Origin of the sequence: Flagellimonas yonaguniensis (genome assembly GCF_029193885.1) — a bacterium.
In the GTDB taxonomy this organism is placed as follows: Bacteria; Bacteroidota; Bacteroidia; order Flavobacteriales; family Flavobacteriaceae; genus Flagellimonas; species Flagellimonas yonaguniensis.
On record NZ_JARFVB010000010.1, the window covers coordinates 50564 to 66351 of the forward strand.

At 41.7% G+C, this 15788-nt stretch carries 14 protein-coding genes; 4 read left to right on the forward strand and 10 right to left on the reverse strand.

Annotated features, from left to right (window positions below; genetic code table 11):
* Nucleotides 1-55: 55 nt before the first annotated feature.
* The 4 genes from ilvN to PY092_RS14350 all read left to right on the forward strand — a co-directional run bounded on the left by ilvN (nucleotide 56) and on the right by PY092_RS14350 (nucleotide 5116).
* Nucleotides 56-583, forward strand: a complete 528-nt coding sequence (gene ilvN, locus PY092_RS14335; RefSeq protein WP_275616490.1) for an acetolactate synthase small subunit — start codon at nucleotides 56-58, stop codon at nucleotides 581-583.
* Nucleotides 584-607: 24 nt separating this feature from the next.
* Nucleotides 608-2083, forward strand: a complete 1476-nt coding sequence (gene ilvC, locus PY092_RS14340) for a ketol-acid reductoisomerase (RefSeq protein ID WP_275616491.1) — start codon at nucleotides 608-610, stop codon at nucleotides 2081-2083.
* A gap of 16 nt (nucleotides 2084-2099) precedes the next feature.
* The gene (gene ilvA, locus PY092_RS14345; protein ID WP_275616492.1) at nucleotides 2100-3365 is read left to right on the forward strand and encodes a threonine ammonia-lyase IlvA; all 1266 of its coding nucleotides are present in this window, start codon (nucleotides 2100-2102) and stop codon (nucleotides 3363-3365) included.
* Between the two features lie 158 nt (nucleotides 3366-3523).
* Complete coding sequence (locus PY092_RS14350) at nucleotides 3524-5116, forward strand: NADP-dependent glyceraldehyde-3-phosphate dehydrogenase (protein ID WP_275616493.1); 1593 nt, start codon at nucleotides 3524-3526, stop codon at nucleotides 5114-5116.
* Between the two features lie 200 nt (nucleotides 5117-5316).
* Here the strand turns inward: PY092_RS14350 and leuB are convergent, their stop codons facing one another.
* The 10 genes from leuB to PY092_RS14400 all read right to left on the reverse strand — a co-directional run bounded on the left by leuB (nucleotide 5317) and on the right by PY092_RS14400 (nucleotide 15608).
* The gene (gene leuB / locus PY092_RS14355) at nucleotides 5317-6375 is read right to left on the reverse strand and encodes a 3-isopropylmalate dehydrogenase (RefSeq protein WP_275616494.1); all 1059 of its coding nucleotides are present in this window, start codon (nucleotides 6373-6375) and stop codon (nucleotides 5317-5319) included.
* 42 nt (nucleotides 6376-6417) lie between these two features.
* Nucleotides 6418-7935 (reverse strand): alpha-isopropylmalate synthase regulatory domain-containing protein, encoded by a 1518-nt coding sequence (locus PY092_RS14360; RefSeq protein ID WP_275616495.1) that lies wholly within the window; start codon nucleotides 7933-7935, stop codon nucleotides 6418-6420.
* 31 nt (nucleotides 7936-7966) lie between these two features.
* A complete protein-coding gene (gene leuD / locus PY092_RS14365; RefSeq protein WP_275616496.1) occupies nucleotides 7967-8563 on the reverse strand; it encodes a 3-isopropylmalate dehydratase small subunit in 597 nt (198 codons plus the stop codon).
* A gap of 72 nt (nucleotides 8564-8635) precedes the next feature.
* Complete coding sequence (gene leuC / locus PY092_RS14370; RefSeq protein ID WP_275616497.1) at nucleotides 8636-10048, reverse strand: 3-isopropylmalate dehydratase large subunit; 1413 nt, start codon at nucleotides 10046-10048, stop codon at nucleotides 8636-8638.
* Between the two features lie 616 nt (nucleotides 10049-10664).
* A complete protein-coding gene (locus PY092_RS14375) occupies nucleotides 10665-10922 on the reverse strand; it encodes a barstar family protein (protein WP_275616498.1) in 258 nt (85 codons plus the stop codon).
* 25 nt (nucleotides 10923-10947) lie between these two features.
* The gene (locus PY092_RS14380) at nucleotides 10948-11193 is read right to left on the reverse strand and encodes a hypothetical protein (protein ID WP_275616499.1); all 246 of its coding nucleotides are present in this window, start codon (nucleotides 11191-11193) and stop codon (nucleotides 10948-10950) included.
* An 11-nt stretch (nucleotides 11194-11204) separates the two neighbouring features.
* Nucleotides 11205-11450 carry a hypothetical protein gene (locus PY092_RS14385; RefSeq protein ID WP_275616500.1) on the reverse strand — a complete coding sequence of 82 codons (246 nt, stop codon included), beginning with the start codon at nucleotides 11448-11450 and terminating at the stop codon, nucleotides 11205-11207.
* A 47-nt stretch (nucleotides 11451-11497) separates the two neighbouring features.
* Complete coding sequence (locus tag PY092_RS14390; protein ID WP_275616501.1) at nucleotides 11498-11740, reverse strand: hypothetical protein; 243 nt, start codon at nucleotides 11738-11740, stop codon at nucleotides 11498-11500.
* Between the two features lie 224 nt (nucleotides 11741-11964).
* Nucleotides 11965-12414 carry a hypothetical protein gene (locus PY092_RS14395; RefSeq protein WP_275616502.1) on the reverse strand — a complete coding sequence of 150 codons (450 nt, stop codon included), beginning with the start codon at nucleotides 12412-12414 and terminating at the stop codon, nucleotides 11965-11967.
* Nucleotides 12414-15608, reverse strand: a complete 3195-nt coding sequence (locus tag PY092_RS14400; protein WP_275616503.1) for a fibronectin type III domain-containing protein — start codon at nucleotides 15606-15608, stop codon at nucleotides 12414-12416. Before PY092_RS14400 ends, PY092_RS14395 begins: the two co-directional genes overlap by 1 nt.
* Between the last annotated feature and the right edge of the window lie 180 nt (nucleotides 15609-15788).

Here is a 15788-nt window from a genome sequence, read left to right on the forward strand (position 1 = left end):
CCTGATGAGGGAAAGGTATATTTGAATTCATCAGGGTGCAAGCGTATAAAAAACTATGGAAAAACAATGGTATACCATCTCGGTGTATTCCGAAAATCATGTGGGATTGCTCAATAGGATATCAGGGATATTCTTAAAGCGACATATCAACATAGAAAGTCTAAATGTTTCTAAATCAGAGATTGAAGGTGTTTCCAAATTCACGATTGTGGTTTTTACCACCGAGGACTGGACGCGGAAAATCGTTGGTCAAATCGAGAAACAGATAGAGGTCATCAAGGCATACTATCATACCGATGATGAAACCATTTATCAAGAATCCGCTCTGTTCAAGATCGCTTCGCATTTGTTGTTCGATGAGCGTCAGATTCAAAACATCATCAAAGAAAGCAATGCGCAGATCGTTACCGTAAATCGTGAGTTTTTTGCCTTGGCGAAAACTGGTCGCAGGCACGAGATTGACGAAATGCACGATGCATTGGAACCTTATGGCATCATGCAATTTGTGCGTTCGGGCAGAATTGCAGTGACAAAAGCAACGATGCCAATAAGCGAAATATTACAAGAATTTCAAGAAAACTAAATAGCATAAAATCAAATATTAAAAATGGCAAATTACTTTAACACACTATCACTTCGCGAACAACTGACACAGTTGGGAAAATGTAGATTTATGGATTCCAGCGAGTTTGCTGATGGTGTTACCGTACTAAAAGGAAAGAAAATCGTAATTGTTGGGTGTGGCGCCCAAGGACTGAACCAAGGGTTGAACATGCGTGATTCCGGTTTGGATATCTCCTATGCCCTCCGTCCAGCAGCTATAAAAGAGGAAAGACAATCCTTTAAAAACGCAAAAGAGAACAACTTTGTGGTGGGAACTTATGAGGAATTGATTCCAACCGCTGATTTGGTCATCAATCTGACCCCGGATAAGCAGCACACCAATGTGGTAAGCACAGTAATGCCTCTGATGAAGCAAGGAGCAACCTTATCCTATTCCCATGGTTTCAACATTGTGGAAGAGGGTATGCAGGTGCGTGAAGACCTTACCGTAATCATGGTGGCTCCGAAAAGTCCAGGTTCCGAGGTGCGTGAAGAGTACAAAAGAGGTTTCGGTGTACCAACCTTGATTGCCGTACACCCAGAAAATGACCCGGAAGGTAAAGGGTTGGAACAAGCCAAAGCCTATGCTGCTGGAACCGGTGGGGACAAGGCAGGTGTTCTTGAATCCTCATTTGTGGCGGAAGTAAAGTCGGATTTGATGGGAGAGCAGACTATTCTTTGTGGTTTGTTGCAAACAGGATCTATCCTTTCCTTCAACAAAATGGTGGAAAAAGGGATCGATGAAGCCTACGCCTCCAAATTGATTCAATACGGGTGGGAAACCATTACCGAAGGTTTGAAGCAAGGGGGTATTACCAATATGATGGACCGTTTGTCCAATCCAGCCAAGATCAAAGCTTTTGATTTGGCAGAGGAGTTGAAAGTGATCATGCGTCCATTGTTCCAAAAGCACATGGATGACATTATGAGCGGACATTTCTCCAAAACCATGATGGAAGACTGGGACAATGGTGATAAAAACCTATTGGATTGGAGGGCAGCAACTGGAGAAACCGCCTTTGAAAAAACACCAGCCGGGGATATGGAAATCTCTGAGCAAGAGTATTACGACAATGGAGTATTGATGGTCGCTTTTGTGAAATCAGGAGTGGAATTGGCCTATGAGACCATGACCGAATCCGGAATCATTGGCGAGTCCGCATATTATGAATCGTTGCACGAGACGCCATTGATTGCAAACACCATTGCAAGAAAGAAATTGTTCGAAATGAACCGTGTCATCTCCGATACGGCAGAGTACGGTTGTTATTTGTTCGACCATGCGTGTAAGCCACTGTTGACCGATTTCATGAAAACCGTGGAGACTGACATCATAGGAAAGCACTTTAGAGAAGGCAAAGACACTGGTGTGGACAACGTAAGGTTGATTGCCGTGAACAAAGCCATCCGTGAGCATGATGTAGAAGTGGTTGGTGCCAGATTACGTGCATCAATGACGGCAATGAAGCCAATCGGATAATACAAAACTCGGTCCTATGAGTGAAACTGTGGAAATCTATTTTCCGCAAATAGCGGATATTTATCAGGCAGCAAAGACCATTGCCCAAGTGGCGAAGGAAACACCTTTGCAGCAAAGTATCCGCTATTCCAAAACCCATGGGGCCAATATTCTCCTTAAAAGAGAGGATCTTCACAGGGTACGCAGTTACAAAATCCGTGGGGCGTACAATAAAATAAGTTCCCTCAGTCAAAAACAATTGGATAGCGGTGTGGTTTGTGCCAGTGCAGGAAACCATGCTCAGGGCGTTGCCTTTGCTTGCAGTCATTTGAATGTTAAGGGAACCATTTATATGCCCGTTGTAACCCCTAAACAAAAGATAGATCAGACCAAAATGTTTGGTGGGGATTGGGTCGATGTGGTTCTGGAAGGAGACACTTTTGACGATTCCAAAAAAGCGGCTGAATTGTTCTGCGAACAGGAAGGCAAAACCTTTGTTCATCCGTTTGATGATGAAAAAACCATTGAGGGCCAAGCAACCGTTGGTTTGGAGATGCTGCAGCAATCCAGCGAGCCCATCGATTATGTTTTTGTGGCCGTTGGTGGTGGCGGATTGGCATCAGGACTTTGTGGCACGTTCCAAGCATTATCGCCCAATACCAAAATAATAGGGGTGGAACCTGAAGGAGCCCCGTCCATGCTAAAATCCATTGAGCAGGGGAAATTGGTGGAGCTGGAAAAAATCGATAAGTTCATTGATGGTGCCGCAGTTCAAAAAGTTGGGTCGTTAACCTATCCCATTTGCAAGGAATATCTGCACAAAATGGTAACAGTTCCCGAAGGGAAAGTATGCCAGACCATCTTGGATCTTTATAACAGGGATGCCATTGTTGTAGAACCTGCTGGAGCTTTGACAATTGCAGCCTTGGACTATTTCAAGGAAGAAATCAAGGGTAGGAAAGTGGTCTGTGTGGTAAGCGGAAGCAATAACGATATCACCCGTACTGCAGAAATCAAGGAAAGGGCCTTGCTGTACGCCCAACTGAAACACTATTTTATTGTGAGGTTTCCGCAGCGTCCAGGTGCGTTGAAAGAATTTGTGGTGGATATTTTGGGCCCCAATGACGACATCACGCATTTTGAATATTCCAAAAAATCGAGCAGGGAAAATGCACCTGCCATCGTCGGGGTGGAACTAAAATCGCCAGATGATCTAGAGCCTTTGATCCAGCGGATGAAAGAAAACAACTTCTTTGGAGACTATCTTAACAACAAACCTGATCTGTTCCAATATTTGGTGTGATGCCACCAACATTTTAAAGCATCATTATTATAAACTTGGTTCTCCATCCTTTTCGTTATCGATTGCGTGAAAACTAAGAACCTTTCATTTGTTTTTATGTTAATTTTGTGTAGGATGGACAATCAATAAGATCACTAATCAAAGTAAAACAACAACTAATGGCAACAACTACAACGGCAATACCGGAAGCTTTTCAGATTACCGAGGAGATTCATCAAAAAACATATTTGGTCAATGGGGAACTACGGAAATGGGATGGTGATACCAGTCCTGTTATTTCCACAATATCCTCTACAGGGGAATATGCCCCGACTACTCTGGGGAGTGTGCCGGATATGGGCGAAGCCGAAGCCTTGGATGCTCTCGATTCGGCTTTGGCAGCATATGACAAAGGACAGGGGCTTTGGCCAACCATGAAGGTAAAGGATCGTGTGGAATGCATGGAAACCTTTGTGAAGAAAATGGAACAAAAGCGTGAACAAGTGGTAAAGCTTTTAATGTGGGAAATAGGGAAATCCAAGCCAGATTCTTACAAAGAGTTTGATCGTACCGTTGAGTATATTTATGACACCATTGAAGATTACAAGAAGTTGGATCGCGATAGTGCCAAGTTTGAGAAACACGATGGTGTTTATGCCCATATCCGTAGGGGGCCGCTCGGTGTCGTATTGTGTCTGGGACCATACAACTACCCGTTAAACGAGACCTTTGCTTTATTGATTCCAGCCATCATCATGGGGAATACCACTATTTTTAAGCCTGCAAAGCATGGAGTTTTGTTGATTACACCGCTTTTGGAGGCTTTTCAGAGCAGTTTTCCAAAAGGAGTTGTAAATATACTTTTTGGTCGAGGAAGGGCCGTAGCGGCTCCGATAATGCAAACAGGCAAGGTCGATGTTTTGGCTTTGATTGGAAATAGCAAATCGGCCAATGCCTTGCAGGAGCAGCACCCAAAAAGCAACAGGTTGCGTTTGGTTTTGGGCTTGGAGGCCAAGAATCCGGCCATTGTGCTTCCTGATGCCGAATTGGATTTGACCATCAATGAGTGTATTTCGGGCACATTGTCCTTTAACGGGCAGCGCTGTACCGCTTTGAAGGTGGTTTATGTCCACGACGAAGTAAAAGATGATTTCCTGAAGCGTTTTGCTGAGAAAGTGGATGGGTTGAAATTCGGTAACCCATGGGACGACGGTGTGAACTTGACGCCGCTTCCCGAACCTGATAAGCCTGCTTATATTCAGGAGTTACTGGATGATGCTTTGGCTAAAGGTGCTAAAATCATCAACAAAAAAGGAGGGAAGCATTTTGATAATTATATATGGCCAGCAGTGCTTTACCCTGTGACCAAGGATATGCGGGTATATCAAGAAGAGCAGTTCGGGCCGATAATTCCTGTGCTTTCGTTCCAGGATATCGAAGAGCCTTTGGATGATATGGCGGAATCCAACTACGGACAACAGGTGAGCCTGTTCGGTAAGGACGTGTACACCCTGTCTCCGCTTATCGATACTCTGGCGAATTTGGTATGCCGTGTGAACCTGAACAGTTCTTGTCAGCGCGGACCGGACGTGTACCCATTTACAGGAAGAAAAGATTCTGCCCAATCCACTTTGAGCGTGCATGATGCCCTGCGCTCGTTCTCTATACGAACATTTGTAGCGTTCAAGGATAATAATTTGAACGTCCAGACCGTAGAACAATTAATGGAAGCCAAAGTGAGCAACTTTTTGAGTACGGATTATATTTTGTAAATTAAATAAATGTCAGTTCGAGTTTTTTCCAAAGGAAAATGTATCGAGAACAAGATTTAAAATGATGAAACTCTGATTCTCGATACATTTTTTCGTTCTACTCCAAAACACTCGAATTGACGAATTTCTAAAACAATCAGGAGTGTCAAAAATAAAAAGCCCCGAAATTCGGGGCTTTTTTTTGGTTTTTTTTTGGTTGATTAAATATTTTCAGCCAACCAGTTCCCAACTTCACTGGTCTTGTATGCTTTTCCACCATCGGCAAGGTCTTCGGTGACTACACCTTTGGCCAATGATTTGTTCACTACCTCACGGATAGCTTCAGCTTCATCTTTTAGTCCAAATGCTGTTTCGAACATCATGGCAGCAGAAAGAACCGTTGCCAATGGGTTTGCGATATCCTTTCCTGCCGCTTGTGGGTAAGAACCGTGGATAGGCTCGAACAAAGAAGTCTTTTCCCCCAAAGAAGCAGATGGCATCAATCCCATAGATCCTGAAATCACGGAAGCTTCATCCGTTAAAATGTCTCCGAACAGGTTTTCGGTGATCAAAACGTCGTAAGCACTTGGCCATTGTACCAAACGCATGGCTACGGCATCCACAAATTCATAGGATACTTCCACTTCGGGATAGTCTTTTTCCAGTTTCTGAACTGTTTCCCTCCACAAACGTGAAGTTTCCAAAACATTGGCCTTGTCAACGCAGCAAAGCTTTTTAGAACGTTGCATCGCCATCTCAAAGCCTTTTTTTGCCAAACGCTCAACTTCTTCCCGGGTATAGGTGCAAGTGTCGTAAGCTGTATTGTCATTATCCTCACGGCCTCGTTTTCCAAAATAGATGCCTCCGGTCAGTTCACGGAGAAAAACAAGGTCAGTTCCCTCAATCCGCTCTTTTTTCAAAGGAGATTTTTCAATCAAGGAAGGGAAAGTAAAGGTGGGTCGAACATTCGCGAACAATCCCAATTTTTGGCGCATTTTCAACAAACCTTGCTCGGGACGCACCTTGGCAGATGGGTCGTTGTCAAAACGTGGGTGGCCAATAGCGCCAAAAAGAACGGCATCGGCAGCAACACAGGCTTCGTGGGTTTCGTCAGGGTAAGGTTCTCCAACGGCATCAATCGCTGCGGCACCGGTTAAAGCAGGTGTCCAACTGATTTCGTGACCGAACTTTGAAGCAACGGCATCAGATACTTTTACGGCTTGATTAATTACTTCGGGGCCAATTCCATCTCCGGCCAAGAGCGCTATGTTTAGTTTCATTATATCAATTATCAGTTATCAATAAACAATTATCAAAGTCTACTATACTAAATTCAACATTTTTTCTGTGGCTTTGATGGCAGATACCGTTTGGTCTGAATCCAACCCACGGGTGGTAAAGTCTTTTTCTTTGGTCTGCCAAGTAATGACTGTCTCGCAGAGTGCATCGGAATTACTGCCGGGAGGTATGCGAACTGCATAATCCACTAATTTGGGCAATTCCCGACCCTCTTTTTTGTACACTTTTTTCAAAGCTGTGATAAACGCATCGAACTGCCCATCTCCTTGGGCATTTTCCTCGTAAGTCTTCCCTTCAATTTCTATGGAAAGGGTGGTGGAGGGTTTCAGTCCTTTGGAGTGTGTAAGCACATAGGATTTTACAAAAACCTTTTGCTGATGTAGGTTGCTATCCAGGACATCAGAGATAATGTAGGGCAGATCATCTTTTGTGACTCGTTCTTTCTTGTCGCCAAGCTCAATAATACGTTCGGTAACTTTTTTGAGTTCATCATCGTTCAACGTCAACCCAAGCTCCTGAAGATTCTTTTGGATATTGGCTTTTCCTGATGTTTTCCCTAGTGCATATTTACGTTTTCTACCAAATCGCTCAGGCAATAAATCATTAAAGTAAAGATTGTTTTTGCTATCTCCATCCGCGTGTATTCCAGCAGTTTGAGTAAATACATTATCTCCAACAATAGGTTTGTTGTCAGGTATACTGAAACCGGTAAAGGCAGATACCAATTTACTCACTTTGTAAAGCGATGATTCCTTTACGCCAATCTTGATTTCCGGTAAAAAATCGTTGATTACGGCTACGGCACTGGCCAAAGGTGCATTCCCTGCCCGTTCTCCCATGCCATTAACGGTAAGGTGCAGTCCATGGGCACCAGCTTTCAATGCCTCCATCACATTGGCTACACTTAAATCGTAATCGTTGTGTCCATGAAAATCAAAATGTGCGTTTGGGTACCGTTCAATGATTTCCTTGAAAAAATCCCCTGTTTCGGTATGGGTCAATACGCCCAAGGTATCTGGAAGCAGAATTCGTTTAATAGGTTGTTGGGTCAAAAAATCCAAAAACTGAAAAACGTAGTCTTTGGAATTGCGCATTCCATTGCTCCAATCCTCCAAATAAACATTGGTTTCAATCCCCAGCTTTTGAGCTTCTGAAACTACATTTTCAATTTCTTCAAAATGCTGTTCTGGAGTCTTTTTGAGTTGATGGGTTAAATGATTCAATGAACCCTTGGTAAGTAGATTTTGCACTTTAGCCCCCGCTTCTTGCATCCATTTAAGGGAAACCCCTTTGTCCACAAAGGTCAAAACCTCCACTTTGGATATATAGCCCTCAACTGCTGCCCAATCGGTTATGTTTTTAACCGCTTGCAGTTCTCCTTCGGAAACACGGGCAGAAGCCACTTCGATACGATCTACCTTAAGTTCTTCCAACAGGAGTTTGGCCAGGGTAAGTTTTTCGGAAGCCGAGAAGGAAACCCCAGAGGTTTGTTCACCATCCCGTAGGGTGGTGTCCATAATTTCTATGGTACGTGTTTTCATTTTTTAGTGCCGTAGTGTTCCGAGCAATGGATTATAGAGGTGTGCTTTCGGCGTATTTCTCAATATCTTTTTGGATGTTCAACAAGTAGTCGATATCATCAAAGCCATTGAGCATATTCTGTTTTTTATAATCGTTTATGTCAAAGCTTTCACTTTCGCCCGAAGCTAAAATGGTGATTTTTTGTTCCGGTAGATTGATTTCCAACTCCGTTTTTGGGTCAGCTTCGATTGCTTTGAAGATTTTGTCCAAAAATTCTGGACTTACCTGAACCGGAAGTACACCGATGTTCAGGCAGTTACCCCTAAAAATATCTGCAAAAAAACTGGATACCACACAACGGAAACCATAGTCATATACTGCCCAAGCTGCGTGCTCTCTAGAGGAGCCTGAACCGAAGTTTTTGCCTCCTACCAATATTTTTCCAGAGTAGATAGGGTTGTTCAGTACAAATTGCTCTTTGGGCGTGCCATCGGAATTATATCTCCAGTCACGGAACAAATTGTCCCCGAATCCTTTACGCTCGGTAGCTTTTAGGAATCGTGCCGGGATGATTTGGTCGGTATCCACATTTTCGATAGGCAATGGTACCGCTGAACTTGTTAGTATGTTGAATTTATCGTAAGCCATTTTTCTTTCAATTATCAGTTATCAATGTTCAATTAACAATGAATTGCTAATTGCTTTGTTCATTGTTTATTGTTAAGCTAAAACTTCTTCTCGTATTAGTTCCCTTGGGTCGGTCACTTTACCGGTAACTGCGGCAGCTGCAGCCACCAAAGGACTAGCCAATAGCGTACGTGCTCCAGGTCCTTGTCGTCCTTCAAAGTTTCTATTGGACGTACTTACGGCATATTTACCTGCGGGAATTTTATCATCGTTCATGGCCAAACACGCGGAACAGCCAGGTTCTCTCAATTCAAAACCAGCTTCGGTCAAAATATCCAAGATACCCTCTTCCTTGATAGCCTCTTCCACTTTATGGGATCCTGGAACCAACCAAGCGGTCACGTTGTCCGCTTTTTTCCTTCCTTTAATGATGGAAGCGAAAGCTCTAAAATCTTCAATTCTACCATTGGTACAGCTTCCAAGGAATACAAAATCGATGGGTTTTCCAACCATGGCCTCACCTTCGTTGTAATCCATATATTCCAAGGATTTTTTGTAGGTCGCTGGAGAGCCGTCAATACTCTCTGCCAAAGGAATATCCTTACTGATACCGATGCCCATTCCAGGATTGGTGCCAAAAGTGATCATGGGTTCTATCTCACTGGCATCAAAAGTCAATTCCTTATCAAATTGAGCATCTTCATCTGAATAGAGCGTGCTCCAGTATGCCATGGCAGCATCCCAATCCTTGCCTTTTGGGGTGTATTCCCTTCCTTTAATATATTCAAAAGTGGTTTCATCGGGAGCGATCATACCGCCACGGGCACCCATTTCAATACTTAGATTACAAACCGTCATACGGCCTTCCATCGACATATTTTTGAAGACATCACCTGCATATTCGGCAAAATAGCCGGTTGCACCGGAAGTGGACAATTTGGAAATGATGAAGAGCGCCACATCCTTTGGTGTAACAGCTTCGCTTAATTCCCCGTTCACATTGATACGCAAACTTTTGGGTTTAGGCTGCATAATGCATTGTGTGGAAAGCACCATTTCCACTTCACTGGTTCCGATACCAAAGGCGATGGCACCAAAGGCTCCGTGTGTAGAAGTGTGTGAATCACCGCAAACTATCGTGGCCCCAGGTACGGTAATTCCGTTTTCCGGACCAATTACGTGTACAATTCCGTTTTTCTTATGTCCAAGTCCCCAATATGGTATGTTATGGGCGTTGGCATTTTCTTCCAAAGCCTTTAGCTGATTAGCGGACAAGGGGTCCTTAACGGGCAAGTGTTGGTTTCGTGTCGGCGTATTGTGGTCTGCGGTCGCAAAAGTGCGCTCTGGGTACAATACTTTTATGCCTCTGTTCTTTAATCCTAAAAAAGCTACGGGACTCGTTACTTCGTGGACCAAATGCCTGTCAATAAAGAGTACATCCGGACCGTTCTCAATATGCTTTACCACGTGGGAATCCCAAACTTTATCAAAAAGTGTCTTGCTCATTGTGTCTTCAATAATTTGTAAGCCTACAAAGTTAAAATTTGTGTGTAAAACCGATTTTCGGTTCTGGTAAAATTACGATGTTCAACCGCAATTTCAATGGGTTGTTTTTAAAGTTAACAAATCTTAAGGGTTGATATTCAGATTGTAACAAATAAAAGAGCAAGGTAAATATTGGAGATGTCATGCAAGTGGCGAAACAATTTTTAATCTAAGTTATTTAAATTTAAAATATCGGTTTAGGATAAACCAATTTTCTTGATAATTCATTGAATTTGAAATGGGATTAAACTAGAATTTGTGCTATTGATGGAAATACCTTTGTTGAAATAAATAAAATCCATTTCTTTAGAAAAATCTTACATAATCTATGAAAAACCTCTTCGCTTTACTTTGCCTTTGTATTATTGTTTCTTGTAGTTCTGATTCATCAGAACCTGATACCAATGAACAAACCGAACAGGAGAATACCCTTGATGGTGCGAGCGTCCCGCTCGTATCTATTTATTCTCAAAGTACCTCAAAGAACTTTTATGTGATAATAGGCAATCTCTTACTCATATTCGGCACAAGTTAACAGGCTTGTCCTACTGGGGGTAACCACTTTCTCCGTATCCATCTATTTACATTCAAAACTGAAACCTTTAATCTCTTTTTGAGCATCATCAAATAATTTCAAAGCTCTATCGGCGAAACCACCAATATTATTCTTGGTAATTTTATAATCAATCCATATCAATTTTAAGGGCATGTTTACCCATCCTGACATACAATCCCACAATGCATCCAAGTTTTTTCCATAATAGTCAGGAAGCTCTAATAATTCTTTTATTTGAGTATGAAAATCTTCTACACTCTTGATTTCTGAACCATTCAATTCCACTTCAATTTAGTACATATCCTTAAGCATTATTATTTCTATCACAATATTCTTTAAATCTTACTTGATACTCTTTGATTTCCACATCCATTGCCAATCGTAAATATTCCTCATCAACAGCATCAATCTGAGCACCGTTGAATTCTTCAAAATTCCAAAATTCTGCCATATAAATTGGTTTTAACCCATCATCTATAAGAATGACATAAGTTCCTTCTGAATAAAGCTTGAATCCTGTTTTTAAAATACATATATCGTATAATTTCATAATGAATAGATTCAAGCTTTATTATTCCTATCACAATATGCCTTAAATTTTTCTTGGTACTCTTTTACCTCATCTTCAGCCGCTAACCTCAAATTGCTAGGTAAAAAAGATTTCATTTGAACTTCATTATCCGGTTCAAATGTCCATAACTCAACTAAATAATATTCTGGATAAGAATCTTCAATGATTATTGCATATTTTCCATTCCACTCCTTTTTGGAATGATTAATTACAATACATAAATCATACAATTGCATATTATTTTACTTGACAAATCCATTAAATGAGAGTGAAAGAATTATAGCTATTTCCTCTTTTCATATTTTTCGGAATATTTTTTAAATCTTTTTTGATATTCTTTAATCTCTTTTGAGGTTGCCAATCGTAAATTTTTAACATTAACATAGTCAATTATAGCACCATCATGTTTATCGAAATCCCAAATTTCAACATGGTAAAAATCGTCATAATCAATGTCTAAAATAATTGCAAATGCATTATTGTAATCAATATTATTTATCACAATACATAAATCAAATCTTTTCATAAACTCTATTTTACCCAATCTACAAATGGTAATGACAATAATAACACATCAATTTTTTCATTTTTAATTATCCATCCTGAATAAATCCCCTACTGGTGCGAGCGTCTCGCTCGTATCTATATCTCTATGTTATTTCAAAGAACTTTTATATAATTATTAAGGTAATCGTAATCTCTTACTCATATTTGGTACAAGCCAAGAGGCTTGCGCTAGTGGAGGATAATCTATCCCATAAATTTTTTCATCCATCCTGAATAAAATCCTTTTTTAGATTCAATCTTCTTAATTCCTTCCGCAGTAATAAAAGCTTCATCATAAATACAAATAATATGGTCAGGTTGTAAGCGTAAATATGATAATGAAAAATCGTAAATTAGATGTTCACAATCAGCATCAGCTGTCCCAGCAATCATAAAATAGTTTTGATTTTTAAATAATATTTCTAGTAAATCTGGATGATTTTGTTCAATTTGCTCCCTCTTTGTTATAATATCCATTGATAAATACTCATCATTGATATATTTTTTAGCTATTTCTATCTCAATTCTTCCATCATCATTAACAGCATTATCTTGAATACATAAATTTAAGCGAGCATTAATAATTGTTAGCACAACATTATTCAAAGTTTCATTAAATTCTTCTGCTTTTTTTGATAAAATAGCTAATCCCATTATTTTAATATTAATTGAAGCTCGGTAAGAGAGTTCACAAGGGTTACATTATTTGGTATATAATTAGTTATAGTTGATTTTTGAGCTACCGTCAGTGGTTCATCAATATACAGTATAACTTTTTTATTATAAGGATTTAAAAAGTCATCCATTGATGAGTTTACAAATTTATTGACTTGAGCTTTTTTACCTGACCAAGCTGAAAAACTCTTTTTCACTTCAATTAATTCGTCTAACGTGCTGACATCAATATCTCCTGCGACCGAATTATTCGCTCTTTTTATTTTTAAGGCATATCCATCTAACCGTTTTTGTTGTTTAACAAATTCTCCAACTTTAGCTTCAATAATCTTTCCTGCGTTCCCTGGAATACTTGCATCTAAATTTTTAGCGGATAGTATTGCATTGTCAATATCTCCCACACCTTGTTCTGTCCATTTCAAAATTTTACCTGAAGGGTTGGTATAATCTATCTTATTTCCTGTCCTAACTATTGACCCTAATATACTTCCTCTTTTTAACCGTTTAATTTTATTCGCTAAATCCTTTACATAATCTGCTCCCTTTTTAATGGTTTTTACGGCACTTGCTCCAGCGGTAGCTAAAAATACAGCCGTGGCTACCCCATCCTTCCCAGCCTCATGGTCACGCAGGGCCATGTCTGTACCGGAATAGATTTCGTCCTTTTTGGCAATCCAATCATCCAAGGCCTGCTCAATGTCCAAATCCTCAAAGGCTGCTATCATCTGGTCACGAGCCTCTTGGTCCGTGGCAAAATCGGTAACCACATTGATCAATTGGGGAATGCTCTTGAGTTCGTCCAAGGCACCGTCCACAACTCCTGCAATTACTGGTTCTAAGTGTCCATTGTAAAAAGGGTAGTCTTCATCTTCTGGGTACCACGTTCCCTTTGGAAGATCAACACTGGCAACAGCTTCTTTTAATTGTTTGTTCAGGTTTTGAACCGACTCAGATATAACCACCGACCAATCTTCAACCTCCTGAGCCATTTGGTAGGCTTCAACAAGGTTGGCTATGCCTTGCTTAAAGGTAAATCGTGCTTCTTCCCGTTCTTCATCACTCAATTCGCCAAAGTGGTCCGGGGCAAATTCCACCTTGTAGCCCATTACCGCTTCTGCTAAATCATAGTGAAGGTAAACAACAACACCATGGGTAGGGTTCTCCACCGCCTGCCGTGCATTGGCTATATCTGCATTACTACTCTTGCTGCTGGTTATGTAAAAGGTGTAAGCGTTCCCATCTATGGTAAATGTCCTGGGCTCTATGGTGGACAGGGTATCGTTAGAGACCAGGTTCAGTTCAAAAGTGCCATTACCATCCAAAATATTAATGGGCAAGGTTCCCTTTCCGTTCACGGCAATGGGCAACAAAGCATCAAAATAACTGTCTTCCAAAGGACTGCCAGGTTCGGCTTCAACACCCAATGCTCTGGCTTTTTCCCTTAATTGTTCGCCTACCTGTTTTGTGTTCGCATCAGCTGAAGCTATTTTTTCGTTCCCTTGTTCTTTCTTTTCAGGGCTTTCTTCTTCCAAAAGTGCCTCGCCGATTTGGATATCTTCCTTGGCCTGTTCAAGGGTGCCCATCAAGGTTTCAATTTCTTCTAATTGGGCATCCCGCTCAGATGTACCTATGCTACCATTTTCAAAGGATTCGTTTATGGCATTGATAATATCTTGGGCCAGTTCTTGAAGGCTCAATAGTTCATTGGAGAAATTTACTGTTGAGTTCCAATTCGCATCATAGCTGGTTTCCACCATGCCCTCCACCAACTGGTAATCGGTGTTGATCTTAATGTTGTCGAACTCCACCCTAATATTGGTATCGCCAAAGTAGGGTACCGTCATAGTGCCCCAACCAGTATATCTATCATCAGCTCCCAAATAGTCCACATACTTTACGATGATGGGGAAATCCCCAGCCGTGAACACCTCGTTTACCCCAAGGTTCAGCAACGGGTCTTGGTTGCTGATCTCTACTTCGGGTGGGATACCACAATTGTAGTAGGCCATCTCGTCCTCGGTGGGGGTGGTAAACTCGTGTATGGGCGAATAGGCCAACCCTATATCTCCCCCTTGTTGAGAAGTTGGAAGGGGGGTGCAGTCTCCTCCCACACGGAACTCGTACATCGTGCCCGCTTCCAAATTGCGGATAATGGCCTCATTGGATTGCGACCATAATCCGAACCAGTCCTCTTCCCCAAAACCTTTTTTGCGGTACTGTACCCTATAGCGCAAATGTTCGCCCATTTGCCAATTGATTCGTACGGTCTGGGAGTTCTCGGCTTCGGAGAGCACAAAACGGGGCGGTGGGCAATTGGCACGGTAGGTAAAATGATAGATTTCGCTCATCCCACTGTTTCGGAACAAGTTTGTGATGTTTACCCCATCACTTACAAAGGCCCTTACCTGCCAGCCGTATGTCTTACCCTCCAACAACTGCATTTGTGCGGGGCCGTAGTGCAGGGTATTGGCAAAGGTGGTGGTCTGGTACAGCGGTGGACTGGCCAAAAAGGCGGCCTGTGGGTCCATACCGGTGTCCCAGAGTTCCTTTAGGGTAAACTCGTACTGTACCGCTGGGGCGTTGATGTGCCTTGGGGTCCAGTTGAAAATAATGTTCTGCGGGTTTTGGGCCGTGACGAGATCACCTCGGAAAGGAACGTTGAGCAGGGGCGGGTCGTTCAGCACCAAATATATATTGGCACAGCTACGGTTGGAGATACGCTGGCCCGAAAACTGGTCGTACACTTCAAAACAGAACCGGTACTGCCCTTCGGGCAACTGTTCGCTGTATTGTTTAGGACTGATGCCAACCAGATTGTTCAGGTTAAAGTAGGGCTGTAGGTCCAGATTGGTCAGGCGTTGGTTGATTCCCCCATCCAGGACAATGGGCAGGGCGCCATTCACAAAATCCGTGGATCGAAAATTAATGGGACCTTCCACAAAGAGTTTCAAGCGCACTTGCCTACCGGACTCTTGGGCATCCGTGAGCAAAAGGTTCAAAAACAGTTTTTCTTGGGTCGTTGTGGTGTACTCGGACAGTTTAAAGCTATAAGGCGGAATCATTTGTGGCGTGGCCTGTACCGGGTAGATTTGGGCAGTTGAGGTTTCAACAATTAGGATAAAAAAGATAAAAAGTATTTTACTGCAAATACTTTTAACGGACTCGGTTCTCATAAGTAGGCTTTCTTTAAAAACAGACTTAGGGAAAGTCCGTATACATATAAAATCTGAATATAAGAAGTCAATGGTCAGTAATAAGACATCAATTGACGAATACCCTGTTTGAGTTGATAAATTCAGAAAATATGCTATTCGTCTACTGGAAATTGAGTGAAGAAGTAGTAGAAATTAAAC

Bases quoted from the DNA above. Each gene is read 5' to 3' on its own strand.
- leuB (WP_275616494.1), bottom strand. From the start codon at position 6,375: ATGAAACTAAACATAGCGCTCTTGGCCGGAGATGGAATTGGCCCCGAA.
- PY092_RS14350 (WP_275616493.1), top strand. From the start codon at position 3,524: ATGGCAACAACTACAACGGCAATACCGGAAGCTTTTCAGATTACCGAG.
- leuD (WP_275616496.1), bottom strand. From the start codon at position 8,563: ATGGCTTACGATAAATTCAACATACTAACAAGTTCAGCGGTACCATTG.
- PY092_RS14385 (WP_275616500.1), bottom strand. From the start codon at position 11,450: ATGCAATTGTATGATTTATGTATTGTAATTAATCATTCCAAAAAGGAG.
- PY092_RS14390 (WP_275616501.1), bottom strand. From the start codon at position 11,740: ATGAAAAGATTTGATTTATGTATTGTGATAAATAATATTGATTACAAT.
- ilvC (WP_275616491.1), top strand. From the start codon at position 608: ATGGCAAATTACTTTAACACACTATCACTTCGCGAACAACTGACACAG.
- ilvN (WP_275616490.1), top strand. From the start codon at position 56: ATGGAAAAACAATGGTATACCATCTCGGTGTATTCCGAAAATCATGTG.
- PY092_RS14400 (WP_275616503.1), bottom strand. From the start codon at position 15,608: ATGAGAACCGAGTCCGTTAAAAGTATTTGCAGTAAAATACTTTTTATC.
- PY092_RS14380 (WP_275616499.1), bottom strand. From the start codon at position 11,193: ATGAAATTATACGATATATGTATTTTAAAAACAGGATTCAAGCTTTAT.
- PY092_RS14395 (WP_275616502.1), bottom strand. From the start codon at position 12,414: ATGGGATTAGCTATTTTATCAAAAAAAGCAGAAGAATTTAATGAAACT.
- ilvA (WP_275616492.1), top strand. From the start codon at position 2,100: ATGAGTGAAACTGTGGAAATCTATTTTCCGCAAATAGCGGATATTTAT.
- PY092_RS14360 (WP_275616495.1), bottom strand. From the start codon at position 7,935: ATGAAAACACGTACCATAGAAATTATGGACACCACCCTACGGGATGGT.
- leuC (WP_275616497.1), bottom strand. From the start codon at position 10,048: ATGAGCAAGACACTTTTTGATAAAGTTTGGGATTCCCACGTGGTAAAG.